The organism is Metabacillus sp. 113a (assembly GCF_050107635.1).
Taxonomy (GTDB): Bacteria; Bacillota; Bacilli; order Bacillales; family Bacillaceae; genus Metabacillus_B.
Genome location: NZ_JBNILJ010000002.1, coordinates 165,123 through 179,627, shown reverse-complemented (window position 1 = coordinate 179,627; position 14,505 = coordinate 165,123). Strand labels below are relative to the sequence as shown.

The 14,505-nt window shown below is 44.5% G+C and carries 15 protein-coding genes; 4 read left to right on the top strand and 11 right to left on the bottom strand.

Going from position 1 to position 14,505, the window contains the following annotated elements:
- The 4 genes from ACQCVE_RS05190 to ACQCVE_RS05175 all read right to left on the bottom strand — a co-directional run bounded on the left by ACQCVE_RS05190 (position 1) and on the right by ACQCVE_RS05175 (position 3,973).
- Complete coding sequence (locus ACQCVE_RS05190; protein ID WP_426861950.1) at positions 1–351, bottom strand: hypothetical protein; 351 nt, start codon at positions 349–351, stop codon at positions 1–3.
- 186 nt (positions 352–537) lie between these two features.
- Positions 538–2,130, bottom strand: a complete 1,593-nt coding sequence (locus ACQCVE_RS05185) for a solute:sodium symporter family transporter (RefSeq protein WP_426843156.1) — start codon at positions 2,128–2,130, stop codon at positions 538–540.
- A gap of 253 nt (positions 2,131–2,383) precedes the next feature.
- Positions 2,384–3,313, bottom strand: coding sequence for an SDR family NAD(P)-dependent oxidoreductase (locus tag ACQCVE_RS05180; RefSeq protein WP_426861948.1), 930 nt, complete (start codon positions 3,311–3,313; stop codon positions 2,384–2,386).
- Positions 3,314–3,391: 78 nt separating this feature from the next.
- On the bottom strand, positions 3,392–3,973 hold the full coding sequence (locus tag ACQCVE_RS05175) for a TetR/AcrR family transcriptional regulator (RefSeq protein ID WP_426861946.1): 582 nt from the start codon (positions 3,971–3,973) through the stop codon (positions 3,392–3,394).
- 182 nt (positions 3,974–4,155) lie between these two features.
- Between ACQCVE_RS05175 and ACQCVE_RS05170 the strand changes: the two genes are divergently transcribed.
- Both ACQCVE_RS05170 and ACQCVE_RS05165 read left to right on the top strand, forming a co-directional pair.
- Complete coding sequence (locus tag ACQCVE_RS05170; protein ID WP_426843159.1) at positions 4,156–4,968, top strand: bifunctional hydroxymethylpyrimidine kinase/phosphomethylpyrimidine kinase; 813 nt, start codon at positions 4,156–4,158, stop codon at positions 4,966–4,968.
- 1,055 nt (positions 4,969–6,023) lie between these two features.
- On the top strand, positions 6,024–6,254 hold the full coding sequence (locus ACQCVE_RS05165; protein ID WP_426843160.1) for a hypothetical protein: 231 nt from the start codon (positions 6,024–6,026) through the stop codon (positions 6,252–6,254).
- A 97-nt stretch (positions 6,255–6,351) separates the two neighbouring features.
- Here ACQCVE_RS05165 and nfsA read toward each other — a convergent pair whose 3' ends face one another.
- Together nfsA and ACQCVE_RS05155 are read right to left on the bottom strand one after the other, a co-directional pair.
- Positions 6,352–7,101: an oxygen-insensitive NADPH nitroreductase gene (nfsA, locus tag ACQCVE_RS05160; protein WP_426861945.1), complete on the bottom strand. Its 750-nt coding sequence runs from the start codon at positions 7,099–7,101 to the stop codon at positions 6,352–6,354.
- A gap of 15 nt (positions 7,102–7,116) precedes the next feature.
- A complete protein-coding gene (locus ACQCVE_RS05155; protein WP_426861944.1) occupies positions 7,117–7,944 on the bottom strand; it encodes a fructosamine kinase family protein in 828 nt (275 codons plus the stop codon).
- Positions 7,945–8,166: 222 nt separating this feature from the next.
- Here ACQCVE_RS05155 and ACQCVE_RS05150 point away from each other — a divergent pair, with 222 nt between their 5' ends.
- Entirely contained in the window at positions 8,167–9,525 is a 1,359-nt protein-coding gene (locus tag ACQCVE_RS05150) for a YjiH family protein (RefSeq protein ID WP_426861942.1), read from the top strand.
- Between the two features lie 170 nt (positions 9,526–9,695).
- Here ACQCVE_RS05150 and ACQCVE_RS05145 read toward each other — a convergent pair whose 3' ends face one another.
- From ACQCVE_RS05145 to ACQCVE_RS05135, 3 genes are all read right to left on the bottom strand, one after another.
- The gene (locus tag ACQCVE_RS05145; RefSeq protein WP_426861940.1) at positions 9,696–10,532 is read right to left on the bottom strand and encodes a YitT family protein; all 837 of its coding nucleotides are present in this window, start codon (positions 10,530–10,532) and stop codon (positions 9,696–9,698) included.
- 136 nt (positions 10,533–10,668) lie between these two features.
- Positions 10,669–11,877, bottom strand: a complete 1,209-nt coding sequence (locus tag ACQCVE_RS05140; RefSeq protein ID WP_426861939.1) for an MFS transporter — start codon at positions 11,875–11,877, stop codon at positions 10,669–10,671.
- Between the two features lie 228 nt (positions 11,878–12,105).
- Positions 12,106–12,729: a flavodoxin family protein gene (locus ACQCVE_RS05135; protein WP_426861937.1), complete on the bottom strand. Its 624-nt coding sequence runs from the start codon at positions 12,727–12,729 to the stop codon at positions 12,106–12,108.
- Between the two features lie 301 nt (positions 12,730–13,030).
- Here ACQCVE_RS05135 and ACQCVE_RS05130 point away from each other — a divergent pair, with 301 nt between their 5' ends.
- Entirely contained in the window at positions 13,031–13,321 is a 291-nt protein-coding gene (locus ACQCVE_RS05130) for a spore morphogenesis/germination protein YwcE (protein ID WP_426843167.1), read from the top strand.
- A 190-nt stretch (positions 13,322–13,511) separates the two neighbouring features.
- Here the strand turns inward: ACQCVE_RS05130 and qoxD are convergent, their stop codons facing one another.
- Positions 13,512–13,883 carry a cytochrome aa3 quinol oxidase subunit IV gene (gene qoxD / locus ACQCVE_RS05125; RefSeq protein WP_426843168.1) on the bottom strand — a complete coding sequence of 124 codons (372 nt, stop codon included), beginning with the start codon at positions 13,881–13,883 and terminating at the stop codon, positions 13,512–13,514.
- Positions 13,876–14,499 carry a cytochrome aa3 quinol oxidase subunit III gene (gene qoxC / locus ACQCVE_RS05120; RefSeq protein ID WP_426843169.1) on the bottom strand — a complete coding sequence of 208 codons (624 nt, stop codon included), beginning with the start codon at positions 14,497–14,499 and terminating at the stop codon, positions 13,876–13,878. Before qoxC ends, qoxD begins: the two co-directional genes overlap by 8 nt.
- Positions 14,500–14,505 lie beyond the last annotated feature (6 nt).

The window sequence follows — 14,505 nt, the reverse complement described above, 5'->3', positions numbered from 1 at the left end:
TTATGATTTTTCATCGATTTCAATGGTGAGTGACCCTTTAGAGTGAACAATTCTCATCGTTGTTCCGGGGGTCATAATGTTCTCAAAAATATCCTTTGCAGTTTGCAGCGCGAGTTCCATCCGCTCCGCTTTCTCCGCTTCCTCTTCTGTTAAAGCTGACTGGCGGAGTGACGCGAGAACCTGCTCATGATCCTTTTCCAGCCGGGAATAAATTTCATCGTACAGCTCTTCAATCTTCAAAAAACCACCCGCTTTGTTCGTTTGTCCGTTATTATACCATTTCCTGCATGGCAGCAGTCCATAGTGCATCTGCTTGCCTTTACTCTTTGCAGAAAGATGCATGTTCTGCATTCGAATATCATTCCAGGCTGGATCGCTAAAAGTGAAAACATAACCGGATCGTATCCTGCAAGTTTCATTCTGACTGGATTTCCGCTGCCTCCACGCTAAAAAAACCGGGAACTCCAAATTGGCAGTTTCCCGGTTTTTTCACTTTGCTGTTTGAAGAGCTTACTATGAGCTTCACGCTTTGACACATCAGCCGTTTGCAAACCCGGCAGTCGAGAATAGCACATAAACAGAAATCATCGCTACGATGGCTGCAAATCCCATCGGATAAAGCAGCTTCCACGGGGTGATGTCGACCGCTTTGCGATCTTCAAGCGTGTAAACCTCTGTTTTCGGCCAGAATTTTCCGATAAGAAGCATCAAGCCGACACAAAGGACAAAGAGAACGGCAAGGATATGAAGGAAATGAACTCCCGTATCCCAAACCAGCTGGGTAATGGCGTAAACTGAGATAAACAGGGCAAGCGCAATTTTCGCAGCAATGGCCGGCACACGCTTCGTCGTGTAGCCGACAATGATGATGGTCAGAATCGGTACATTATAAAATCCGTTTACGATCTGCAGGTACTGGAAAAATCCCTGCGGTACAAACATGATCAGCGGAGCGACGCACATTGCGAAAACAGCCAGGAAAATCCCGGTGATTTTGCTGTTTTTCACAAGCTGGGCATCTGTGGCATCTGGCCGGAAATACGGCTTGTATATGTTCAGAGTAAAAAGGGTAACCGATGAATTCAGCGCAGAGTTAAATGACGAAAGAATCGCGCCGAAAAGGATGGCTGCAAAGAAACCGACCAGCGGTGTAGGCAGAACATGATTGACAAGCATCGGGTAGGCTTCCATCGGTTTCAGGTCCGGTCCAAAAATGTTGAACGCAATGATTCCCGGAAGAATAAGAAAGGCTGGACCAAGCAGTTTAAAGAAGGCTGTGATAACCAGACCCTTTTGCCCTTCCTTTAAACTTTTCGCAGCAAGCGCACGCTGGATGATGTGCTGGGCTGTCCCCCAGTAGAACAGATTGACAAGCAGCATCCCCGTAAACATTGTACTGAAAGGAACTGGATCGGAATTTGAGCCGACCGAATTTAATTTTTCCGGTGATTTTTCAACAATGGTCTGGAATCCGGCAATCGGGTTCCCATCCCCTAACACGGTTAAGCCCAGGTAAGGAATCAGCAGTCCCCCGACAAGCAGTCCGATTCCGTTGATCGTATCGGATACAGCAACCGCTTTCAAACCGCCGAATATGGCGTAAATGGAGCCGATGATTCCAATCGTCCATACTGTAATCCAGATGGAGGTCTGATAATCTACCCCAAACACTTCCTGTACATTAAAGATTGAGCTGAGTGCGGTTGCTCCGGAGTACAGGATTGGCGGCAGCAGGTTTAAGACGTATCCAAATAAGAATAGGAGTGTGACAATCTGCTTTGTCCCGCTGTCAAACCGTTCTTCGAGAAAGTCGGGGATCGTTGTCAGTCCGCCCTTTAAATATCGCGGCAGCAGGAAGAAGGCAACAAGCACGAGCGCGATGGAAGAACCAACCTCCCAGCCCATCACAGACATATTGAATTGGTAGCCGTCCGCATTCAGGCCAACCAGCTGCTCAGTCGATAAATTGGTCAGAAGCAAAGATCCGGCGATGACCCAGGCGCCCAGACTCCTCCCTCCTAGGAAGTATCCCTCCTGCGTATCAAGCTTTTCCTTTCTTGTTACAAAATAAGAGATAACGGCCACGAGGCCTGTAAAGAAAACAAACGAAACAACAGTCAAAAGATTCACTAAACCCACTCCTCAAAAGCAAAGAGGCAGCGCTTTCACAAGCGCTTACATTTACTTAATTAATTTAATTAACGACACTTGAGCATCTTCCGTGTATATTTTTCTGGCTGTCTCTCATTTTATAAACGCTTTCATGTTTCGTCAACAGGGGCATAATTGCTCGTTTACAGGATTATTTTGCTATCTTCATGCTCGTCTGCACAGCCCGCATACGCAAAAAAGCCATCCAGGGGACAGCTCCTTTTCACTCATTCTATTCTTTTCTCATGTAAGCCAGGGTAGCCCGGATTCCTTCATCATAAGATGTTGCCGGCAGCGGCCCGATCGCCGATTCATATTTTTCTCCGGAAAGAATAACCGGCTCTTCATTTAAATACATCATTTCCCCCATTTCCCTCATGTTTCGGTCAAACCATCCCATCACCCATATCGCACCTTTTCCAATTTTCATAACAGACGCCGGCTTCCCGGTTTCTGACCGGATGATTTGGATGATGTCCTTTCCTCTGATCGTACCTGCACCCGGAATATTCCAATTCTGTCCGTAAGCATGGTCCGCTTCCGCAAGATTCACCGCAGCTTTCGCTCCATCAGGTGTATAGATAAATTCCCGGGGAAGTGTGAGGCTGCCGATATAGATTGCCCGTTTATATTCGGATGTGGGTTTGAGGGTTTGATGAAGAAGCGTGTTCTCTGCGTTTGGACCATAATAATCAGGAAAATGCAAAACCATATAAGGAACCCCTGATTCCATTGCCATCTTTTCCATTGAAAGACGGATTCTTCCTTTCCGGGTATGGGGACTTTTTTGCGCATTTTCCTTCACTTTTTTGCCGTTTTGCTTTCCATATGCATATATATTATCAATGATTACCAATTTGGCCTTCTCATGAGCGGCCGCTGTCAATGCATGCCTCATGATGGCCGGATGCCCCTTATCCCAATCAGGGTAAGGTACGCTTACTGTATGGAAGATGATGTCCGCCTTTTCACATGCTTTGAGGACATCCTCTTCCTCATAAGCATCTCCTGTAAGAATTTTCACTTGTTTCCCTTTAAACAGCCGTTCCATTTTGCTTTGATTCCTTGCAAACGCCGTCACCTCATAGCCCTTGGCAATCAATTCATGGACAAGTGAATAGCCCATCCCTCCTGAAGCTCCCAATACCGCTGCTTTTGTCATCATCTATTCCTCCTTCTTTTATTTAACCAGTGGTCAATTAAGGTGAAAAGCAGGCTGCAAACCGTGTTCGATCTGCAGCTACGTAGATCTTAACAAAGAAACAGTTAAAAATCGGGCATGCCGATCTGCCATCTCCTTTGACACTTCTAAGTCCATATCAATTTTAATATAGTGGGTCACAAATCCATGAAGGGCGAGGAAAACGGACCAGATTTGCGAAACGTCCGCATTTCCTCCGGAAAGCTTGTAAACAGCCTGCGCAAATTTTTCATAGCTTTTATTCGGCTCCTCCGCCAAGTAGCTTTTTACTTCCTCATCCTTTATGAGAAACATGACTTCATAATGGCTTTGATACGTTAACCCAAACTCAATGTAGCCAAGCATGACCTTCCTCAGCTTATCTTCATCGGTTAAATCGTTTTCAGCCATGATTGCATCCAGAACCTCATCAAGCATCCGAAAATCTGACTGAACCATCGCATAAAAGAGTTCAGCTTTGCTTTTAAAATGATAGTAAATGGAGCCATGGCTATAGCCGAGTTCAGAAGCGATTTTTCTCATGGATATATTCCGGTAGCCTTCTGCTGAAAACAGTTCCCTGGCTGACTCCATTATGATCTCTTTTGTCAATTCCTGCTTGACTGCTTTTCGTGCTGCCAACTTTCCACCTCATTTATTAACCACTGTTCAATTAAATCGTACACTTATTTTCCAATCATTGCAAGCCAGGGCAGGTATCTTTATTCCCGGATGCCCAATTGGTATACTAATATTATAGTCATTGGTCTGCTGCAAGCAGAACCATAAATATAGAGGTATGTATAAGGATGGAGGTACATGATATGAAAATGCCAAAAGCATTAACCATTGCCGGATCGGACAGCAGCGGAGGAGCAGGCATTCAAGCTGACTTAAAAACCTTTCAGGAGCATGGTGTATACGGAATGTCCGCTCTTACCGTCATTGTTGCCATGGACCCGCATAATGATTGGCAACATCAAGTCTTTCCGGTAGAGCTCGATGTCATAAAACCGCAGCTTTCCACTATTGTAGAAGGCGTTGGCGCGGACGCAATGAAGACAGGCATGCTGCCAACCGTCGATATCATCCGCCTCGCTGCGGAAACCATTAAAAAGCACAACCTGAAAAACGTTGTCGTCGATCCTGTGATGGTCTGCAAAGGAGCGGACGAGGTCCTTTACCCGGAGCTTGCTGAAGCACTTCGAGATATTTTGACCCCTGTCGCCACTGTGGTGACCCCTAATCTATTTGAAGCGGGTCAGCTGAGCGGCATTGGTGCTATTACATCCGTTGAACAAATGAAAGAAGCGGCCGCGATTATTCATAAGCTGGGGGCTCCATATGTTCTAGTCAAAGGCGGCGGAAAACTGGAGCATGAAAAAGCAGTGGATGTCCTTTTTGACGGAACAGACTTTGAAATCCTTGAAAGTGAGCGGATCGACACATCCTATACCCACGGCGCAGGCTGTACCTATTCAGCCGCAATTGCCGCTAACCTTGCAAAGGGACTGGATGTTAAAAACTCCATTTATGACGCGAAGAAATTTATCACAGCAGCAATCAAACACTCATTCCCGCTAAATGATTACGTGGGACCGACCAACCATGCAGGCTTGAGACTGCACGGTGAGTAAAAAGCTTTAAGCCCGATCGGTGGATTGGGCTTAAGGTATTTTTTGGAGGCCAGAATAAGAAACATCGATTGTATTGATTAACACCATTTCACATATGTTGGATAAGAAAATATCTCCATAAAACACTTTACCAATGTAAGGTTGCTTACTTGATTTAATGTCCGAATTTTCTTTTAAATAGTTATTTAATGATCCAGCGTTGACCCACTCTTCTGTATAAATCCAATCTTTCAGCCTCAAAATCTAATTTTTGCTGATTTAAGACTTCATTTAATTCGTCTTCTGCCATTGTCTGGATTTCTTCAGGAGCTAAAAGAGGAGTTGAAGCCTTAGCTGACACAGACGGATTATTAAATAGACTTACTCCTAAGACTCCGATAAAATTAATCCTATTATTTAAAATAATTCCAGTTATTAGGTAAATCCAACTAAAATTTCATCAAAATAACCCATTACTTAATTGGAATAACTCGCAGAGTAAAAAAACTCATAATTACTAGTCTTGTTCTCTACCATAAGAAACCTGCTAAAAACTCAAACGTTACTCGCTTGAAGTTTTTAAGGTAGTCTTGCACAGTAAAATTTTAAAATCTATTTTACATCGTTGAAAAAGCTCTGCAGATTTTGTAAAACTTTTAGGCATCACTACAGTCTGAAAACTGGGATATCTAAGATCAGGACATTGAGCATTAGCTTTAGGCATCATAGGATTTCCACCCGCCTCAAGTATTGCTACTCCAAAATAGTTATCCACACTTTTATGAAGCAGATGTTATTATTTTGTAAATTATTAGATATACACAGATGATTCTACCTTTACAAACAGTTTATCCACAAGAGTTATCAACATATCCACAAAAGTTATCAACATTTTGTGTGGGTACGTTTGTTCCCTACTATATCTGTAATAGACTTTAGATTCATACACAAGTTGTTCACAGCTTTTACGTTTTCCACAAGGATTTTATGGAATCTGTGGAGAAATAGTTGAAAGGACCATGGAGAAATCTTATCGTGTGTAAGAATAAAAGAAAAATCCGGGGGAAGCTGCTTCGATGTCAGAACTTTTTTTTCTTATTCTCATTGCTTACGCAGTCTGTTTCATCCTGTTCACTCTTTTGTTTGCAATTGTTCACCGTCTTTCAAATAAAACAGGGCCGTTCCGGAATGCAGCGGCGGACGTTGTCGATCTCCTCGTTCTTACGCCTGTTGGCTGGGCCATTTCCCTACTTTACTTTCTTTATCTGGTGGCTGTTTTCCCACTATGGTGGCTGAGGCGGAAATAAGCAGTGCAAAACAGCACACAGAATGCTGCAGCAGGCTGCGTTCCGCCGCAATGCAGCTGAAAAAAAGGCCCCTTTTACAAAAGGAGGCCTCTTCCCATTATTGCTTATCTAATCCTTTGCCCTGAACAAATTCCTTCATATACATTCTTTGCGGATGAGAGAGCATTTTCGCCATTTGGCCCGTCCATGTGTCGCTGCGCTTTCCTTCAGTCCGCTCATGATAATAGGATGAAACGGTCTCATTATAGGTTTGCAGCTGCTCCTTATAGCGCTGATCCTCTGTATCGTATTCATCCTCAAAATAGAGGTGCTCAAAAGGAAGCCTTGGCTTCACATCCGGGTTTTGATCCGGGTGGCCGACCGTAAGACCAAAAAGAGGAATGACTCGTTCCGGGGTTTTAAGGACATCGGATACGGCTGGGAGGTTATTGCGGAGACCGCCTATATAACAGATTCCAAGCCCCATGGATTCTGCTGCAACAGACATGTTCTGGGCAGCTAATGCTGCATCAATGATGGCTACCATAAATTTCTCGGTGCTCTCCAGCGATTCTGTCAGATCAGCACCCTCCATTTCCCCCACCTTTTGATGCCGGAACAGGTCTGCACAAAATACAAAGAAATGACCGGTGTGTGCCACATAGGACTGTCCGCCGGCAAGCTCGGCCAGTTTCTGTTTTTTATCCGGGTCTTTTACCCCTATAATTGAGTAGGCTTGGACATTGCTGGAGGTCGAGGCTGACTGGGCGGCTTTCACAAGAAGATTGATTTGTTCATCCGTTAACGGCTGGTCCTTAAATTTTCGGATTGATCGATGGTTAAGTATGGTTTCAATAGTTGAGTTCATGGAAAATCTCCTCCTTTATGCATACCGGCTGATAATCTGGTCTACTGCCCTGCCATAAGATTCACCAAACATGTTTAAATGTGCCAGCAGATAGTAGAGCTGGTAAAGCGGTTTTCGGTCTTCGTATCCTTCAGATAGGGGAAAGGCCTCCTGATAACTGCTGTAAAACGCTTGACTGAAGCCTCCGAACAGCTCGGTAAAGGCTATTTCAAATTCATGATCTCCGTATAGAACTGAGGGGTCAATTAAAACAGGGTTCCCTGACTCACCGGTCATCCAGTTTCCTCCCCATAAGTCTCCATGCAGGAGAGATGGTTTAGGATGATGTCCGAGCCAGCGGTCAAGATTCATCAGCAGTTTTTCCATGCTCCTTCTTCTCGGTACCGGCATATGCCCTCTCCCGATCGCCAGCTCCAGCTGAGGTTTTAAGCGCTCATTGCTGTAATAGCGGACCCAGCTTCCATGCCAGCCATTTTTTTGCGGAAGCTTTCCCATATAAGTATCGCTTCCGTACCCGAATTTTGTATGAAAGGTTTGATGCATGGCAGCAAGCTTTGTCCCTAATTCCGTCTCCGTATGCTCTGTTTTCCGTCCTTCTATCCATTCCATGAGCAGAAAGGGAACACAGTCTATCGTGCCGGTTTTCAAAACAAACGGAACGGCAATTGCGTTTGATGAAGCAATTTCCTTCAGCCCATCTGCTTCAGCATGGAAAAAATCGATGGATTCCTCTCTGTTCGTCTTGAGGAAGTATTTCCTTGTTTCGGTCTGAAGCATCCATGCTTCATTAATATCCCCGCCGCTGACAGGGGGACGATTGAAGAAGTTTGCTGTTTTCCCCAATTTCGTTCAGAATCAGCTCAAAATTCATGCTTCATCACCTCCGCACGCAGTTAAAGAATATCCAAGCCGGGCCGGTGCAGTCAACTATCTGGATTTATAAAGGTTTGAAATCGAGATCAATAGGAAAATAAAGAAAGTAGTCCAAAAACATTGCATTTTTCGTTAAATGCATTAAAATGAGTAACGTTGCATAAATTATCATCCCTTTAAGGAGTTTTCATATTGACTACATTGACAAAGAAACGAATCCCGCCATCCAGCATAATCAAATTTCTCATCCCTTCACTAATTGGCATCATTCTTTTTATCGTTCCCATTCAATATGAAGAGGCCATTACGATTCCAATTGCCATCATGTCAGGCATTCTTCAGGATGTGCTCGGCAGCTATCTTCCAGCTATTATGACCATCATCATTATTTTAGCACTCGCTGGCACCGTGTTAGCTAAAACAGTGAAACCGGCATTTATGAAAAACAGTCCGTTCTTCACTTCTTTATTCGATGTGCAGCCTGTGTGGTTTATAGCCCGTATACTAGGGGCTGTATTTGCTGTCCTTACATTATTTAAAGCAGGTCCGGAGTGGATCTGGTCTAACGATACAGGGGGGCTGCTGCTCGGCGATTTGCTGCCGGTGCTTTTCAGTGTTTTCTTGTTTGCCGGTCTGTTCCTGCCGCTTCTTCTTAACTTTGGTCTGCTCGAATTTTTCGGCGCTCTGCTTGCGAAGTTTATGCGTCCGGTTTTCAAGCTTCCCGGCCGCTCCTCGATAGACTGTCTCGCTTCATGGCTTGGCGACGGGACGATTGGTGTTCTGCTGACGAGCAAACAATATGAAGAAGGCTTTTATACGAAAAGAGAAGCAGCTGTAATCGGAACAACCTTTTCTGTTGTATCCATTACGTTCAGTATCGTGATTATTGAGCAGGTCAAACTTCAAAGCTACTTTTTCCCATTTTATCTGACAATTGCAGCCGCTGGAATTGTCGCGGCTATCATCTGCCCTAGAATCCCTCCGCTCTCCAGAAAAGCGGATACGTATGCTAATGATGAGGCAGCCGGATTGAACGAAGAGATTCCTGCAGAATACTCACGTGCAGGCTGGGGATTGAAAATAGCTGCAGACAAAGCTGCAAAAAGCAGAGGAGTAAAGGAGTTCTTCAAGGATGGCTCCAAAAATGTGCTGGATATGTGGATGGGGGTTGCCCCGATCGTTATGGCCCTCGGCACGATCGCATTGATTATCGCTGAATTTACTCCCGTGTTTAAATGGCTCGGGCTTCCGTTTATTCCACTGCTTCAGCTATTGCAGGTGCCTGAAGCTGCGGCAGCCTCCCAGACGATTATGGTCGGGTTTGCCGATATGTTCCTGCCATCCGTCATCGGATCAGACATTGAAAGCGACTTGACAAGATTTATCATCGCTGCACTCTCTGTCACCCAGCTGATCTACATGTCAGAGGTTGGCGGATTGCTTTTAGGGTCAAAAATTCCAGTATCCTTCTGGGAACTGTTCGTTATTTTTCTGCAGCGAACGATTATTACCCTTCCAGTCATCGTAATTGCTGCTCATTTGCTGTTTTGAGGTGGGTGGCAGTACCATGTGAGGGGATCCCATTTTTTAGAATGACGCGATTTCCACAAAGAAAACCCCCGGTATTCCGGGGGTTTCTTTTCTCAGCAGGGCTTTTTAAACAGCCCATAAATATGTATGCCGGCTTTGCTCCATTCTTTAATCCTTCAAGAAGCTGCCAGCTAGGTTTTAGGAAACGTAAATCCCTCTCCGAAGACATCCCTCACATCATGAATAACGACGAATGCTTTATCATCAATTTTGTGGACTATTTTTTTTAGCATAAACAGCTCCTGCTTGTTAATGACGATATAAAGGATATCCCGGGATTCCTGCGTATAGCTTCCTTTTGCTGTAATCACGGTGACCCCTCTGTCCATATCCGCATTAACCTTCGCCGCTACCTCATCTGCATGGTCGGAAATGATGGTGGCTGCTTTCCGCGTATCGAAGCCTTCTAAAATGTAATCCAATACTTTTGTGCTGATATAAATGGAGATGACGGTATACATCGTATTGGCTGCACCGATGACGAAGTAGGAGCTCAATACGACAATCATATCAAAGAGGAGCATCGAGCTGCTTACACTCCAGCCAAGATATTTCTGCGTCATCCTTGCAAGGATCGCTGAGCCTCCTGTCGTTCCGCCCGCGCGAAGCACAAGCCCTAACCCGACCCCTATAAAAATCCCCGCAAAGACGGTCCCCAATATCGTATCGTCTGACGAGGGAGCCATACCCTCCGTTAAGTGAAGAAAAACGGATGTGAAGAAGATGGAGATGATGGAATAGTACGTGACACGCTTGCTTAGAAGCCGGTATCCGAATACTAGCAACATTCCATTCAGTATAAAGTTCGTAATCCCCGGAGACCAGCTGAATACATAGTAAAGGAGCATGGAGATCCCCGTTACACCGCCTTCTCCAAGCTCATTCGGAATCGCAAAAAAATTGACTCCAATGGCAAAAAAGAAGGATCCGATAATGAGCAGGCTGTATTCTTTTACGTTCGTCAGCATAAGGCACCCTCCTTTTTCGTTTTACGTAGCAATGGCCGCAAAAAAATCACTGCCGGCAAAGGGCTGCCGGCAGCTTTCTGTTTATCAATATATCACCGCTTTAAGCGATTTTCAATCGTTTAAGCGTGGCTGTTTCCTACTCTTCCATTTCTGTCTGCTTTGTTTCCGTTCCTAAAAAGGCAACAGCGAGAATGCCGACAATAATGGAAAAACAGAAGATGGTGAAGATCGTTCCGATTTCCACTTTTTCTGCAATCAGATAACCGACGAGCAATGGTCCTAAAATTCCGCCAATCCGCCCAAATGAAGCAGCCATGCCCGAGCCGGTGCCCCGAATCGAAGTTGGATATTGCTCTGGTGTATAAGCATACAGCGCGCCCCAGGCACCAAGGTTAAAGAAGGATAGGAGCATACCAAAAGCGAGAAGGGCTGAGGCAGTTTCTGCGTTCCCGAAAAAATAAGCACTCAGGGCTGTTCCGCTAAGGTAAACGATCAGAACAAATTTCCTCCCCTTTTTTTCAATCAGCCAGGCAGCACTGAAATAGCCGGGCAGCTGGGCAAGAGTCATAATCAAAACATACTGGAAGCTTTTAATCAAATCGAATCCCTTAAACGTCATCACACTCGGAAGCCACAAAAACATTCCGTAATAGGAAAACACGACAGAAAACCATAGAATCCAGAGCATGGCGGTGCGTTTCGTGTATTTCCCTTGCCATACCTTGGCCATTTTCTTCCAAACGGTTTCTTTATCCTTAGACTGGACGGCTTTGAAGGCCTTTGAGTCCGGAAGGTTCCAGCGGAGATACAGGGCATAAAATGCCGGCAGTGCACTAATAACGAGAGCCGTCTGCCATCCGAAGCTCGGAATAATGAAATAAGCAATAAGTGCTGCCAGCAGCCATCCGCCTGCCCAGAAGCTTTCCAGCAGGACAACAATTCTTCCGCGTTCGTGAGGCTTTACACTCTCTGACACAAGGGTCGAAGCAACGGGAAGCTCTCCCCCTAGTCCCATCCCTATTAAAAAACGAAGAACTAAGAAAATCGGAAGAGCCCATGCCAATGCCGATAATCCGCTTCCAACCGAAAACAGCAAAAGCGTGATAATGAAGACATTTTTCCTTCCAATTCGATCTGCCATTAAACCAAATACAAGTGCACCAACCGCCATACCGATTGAATTCACCGATCCAATCCATGCCATCTGATCGGGCCTCAGCTGCCAATCTATTGCCAGGGCCGCAATGATAAAGGAAAGAAGACCGACATCCATTGCATCGAACATCCAGCCCATTCCTGCTATCCCTAAAAGCTTTCGCCGTGAAAGCTGTTTTTGCTCCTTCATATGTAACACCCTTCTTTTTGAAAATTCTTCTTTATTATGTCACAAACCGATATGTATGAGAATAAGAAAGGAAACTTTATTGCTTTGGCATACTCAAGGGTGTTCGGATCTTTTCGAAGCTATTATAAGATCATTCTTCCCGTTCGATGGGCCTCATTCAAAAGTACCCAAAACGAAAACCCGGAAAAAGCTTCCCGGGTTCTTAACATCGCTGGTTTACAGACCTTGTTATTGAATAACGGTTCCTTGGGCCGGAATTGGATTCTCCTTTAGCATTTTAGCGAAATGCATGAGGTTGTAGGCAAGCATTTGAACATGCTGCTGGGTGAATTCATTTTTGTAGCCTTCCGCTTCAATAAAGGACGGACCAGGTCCCGCTTCCCCCACCCAGTATGTATCCACATTAGGAGGAATGGTAAAGCCCATATGGGACAGACCATATAGAATGGATTTGGCTGCATCTTTTGCTCCGTCTTCATTTCCGGTAATGACAACGCCGCCGACTTTGTTGTAATAAATGGATTGCCCTTTTTCATTCGTTAAACTGCTTCCACCGTAAATCCGTTCCATCACCATCGTTGCAATGCTGCTTTTTTCTCCGATCCAAAGAGGTGTGCCAATGATTACAACATCTGCTTCCTTTACTTTATCAAAGATCTGGGGCCACTCATCTCCGTCCCCCATATCATCTGATATTCCGAAGGATACCTGGTAATCTGCCACTCTTACGACCTCTGCAAAAACACCCTCGCGCTGCATGATGCCTGTAACCTTTTTAATTAAGGCTTCTGTATTTGATTCTTCATCGCCTTTCTTTAAGGAACAGTTTAGTACCAGAGCTTTCACTGACATGTTGACGCCTCCCTATCAATTTTGTTCAATTAGACACTGAGTTTCTATTTTGCTGTGCATATGTAAATGGCAGCAAGCTTGTAGTATAAAAATTCCACATTTAAGAAATGCTAAACATATGAGCTCTCCTTAACCAATAGATGAATGAAAAAATAGGCAGAAATTCTCAAATAAAACCCTTTAATTTTCAGAATTTTGTGATATACTAATTGTAACAAAACGTTCACAATTTGTTCTTTTATCTGCCACAAATTGGCCAAGTAATGTAAGCGTTACCAAAAATTTTAAGGAGGTAAATGAAATGGATGTTTTCGTTGTTTATCTTTTCATTGCAACCGCGACTCCTTTATTTCTCTGGCCGGAAAGAAAAAAATTAGCTCTAATTCACATTCCTTTTATTGCTGGGATGTGGACCTATTTTATTCTTTATCTCAGCGGAAGCCTTAACTTCATCGACCACTTTGTCCTCAATATGATCTTCGTCGGCAATGTCATTTTTGCCCATATCGCAGCATTCCTGATTTATGCCTTCCCTATCATTAAACGTGAGCACGATAAAAAGCATTCACCAAAATCACCTATTATTGAGTAAGCCTTGCATCGCATGGATGCAAGGTTTTTTTCTTGAGAAGCACAAAAAAACCGGAAGCCTTTGTTCCAGCAGGAACTGTGGCTTCCGGTTTTTTTATATGATTTCAGCGGTTGGGGGAATTCTGCAGCTTTACACAGGAATTCTTCCCAAGGCTCTTGATTCACATCATGCATCAATTAAATTGAATCAGTTAATGTCCGCTATGCTCTTCTCCATGCTCACCGTGTGCAGGAGGATTCTTCTGATGCTCAGAGTGTCCGCCATGGGAACCCATAACCCAAACTGTACCGGCTGCGATAACTACAGCAATGAAAGCAGCGAAAACAGTGTTTATGGTTTGGATCCAGCCGCTCTTCGTTTCCGTCATATGCATGAACATGAGCAGCTGCAGGGCAGCCTGGAAGAAAGCAAAAACGAAAATTACGATTAAGATGGTCGTACTGGAAAAGCCTGAAGCTAACGCAACCCACAGTGCGATAAGAGTGAGTACGATTGACAAACCAAATCCGACCACATGGCTCCAAGGAAACTTGTCATGAGATGTTTGTGTTTGACTAGCCATGATGCAGCACCATCCCCATTAAATAGACTCCAGTGAAGATAAAGATCCAAATGACATCAAGGAAATGCCAGTACAGACTTGAGATGAATAGCTTTGTTGCGGTTTGAGGAGTCAGACCGCGTTTTTTCACCTGAATAAGAATCAATGATATCCAGACGATACCAAGCGATACGTGAAGTCCATGAGTACCTGCCAGAACAAAGAAGGCTGACCAGAAAGCACTGGTTGTTAATGCTGCCCCTTCATGAATATACTCGATAAACTCGTATATTTCATACCCGACAAATCCTGCGCCGAGCAGAAGGGTGAGAATCGTCCAGATGAAAACACCCTTCATGTTATTCCGGCGGAGCTCATGAATCGCAATACCGCATGTGAAACTGCTTGTTAAAAGCAGGAATGTCATAATCAGTACGCCTTCAACTTTGAATAGATCTCCTGGAAGCGGGCCATCAGCCGTTTGGTTGAATAGTGCGAAATAGGTTGCAAAAAGAGTTGAGAACAACGCAATTTCCGCTCCAAGGAAAATCCAGAAGCCAAGAATATTCAATCTGCCTATTTCAGATTGGTATTCAAGCGGCGTGTTAGAACCATCATGTGTATGAGCATGTCCCAATGTGCA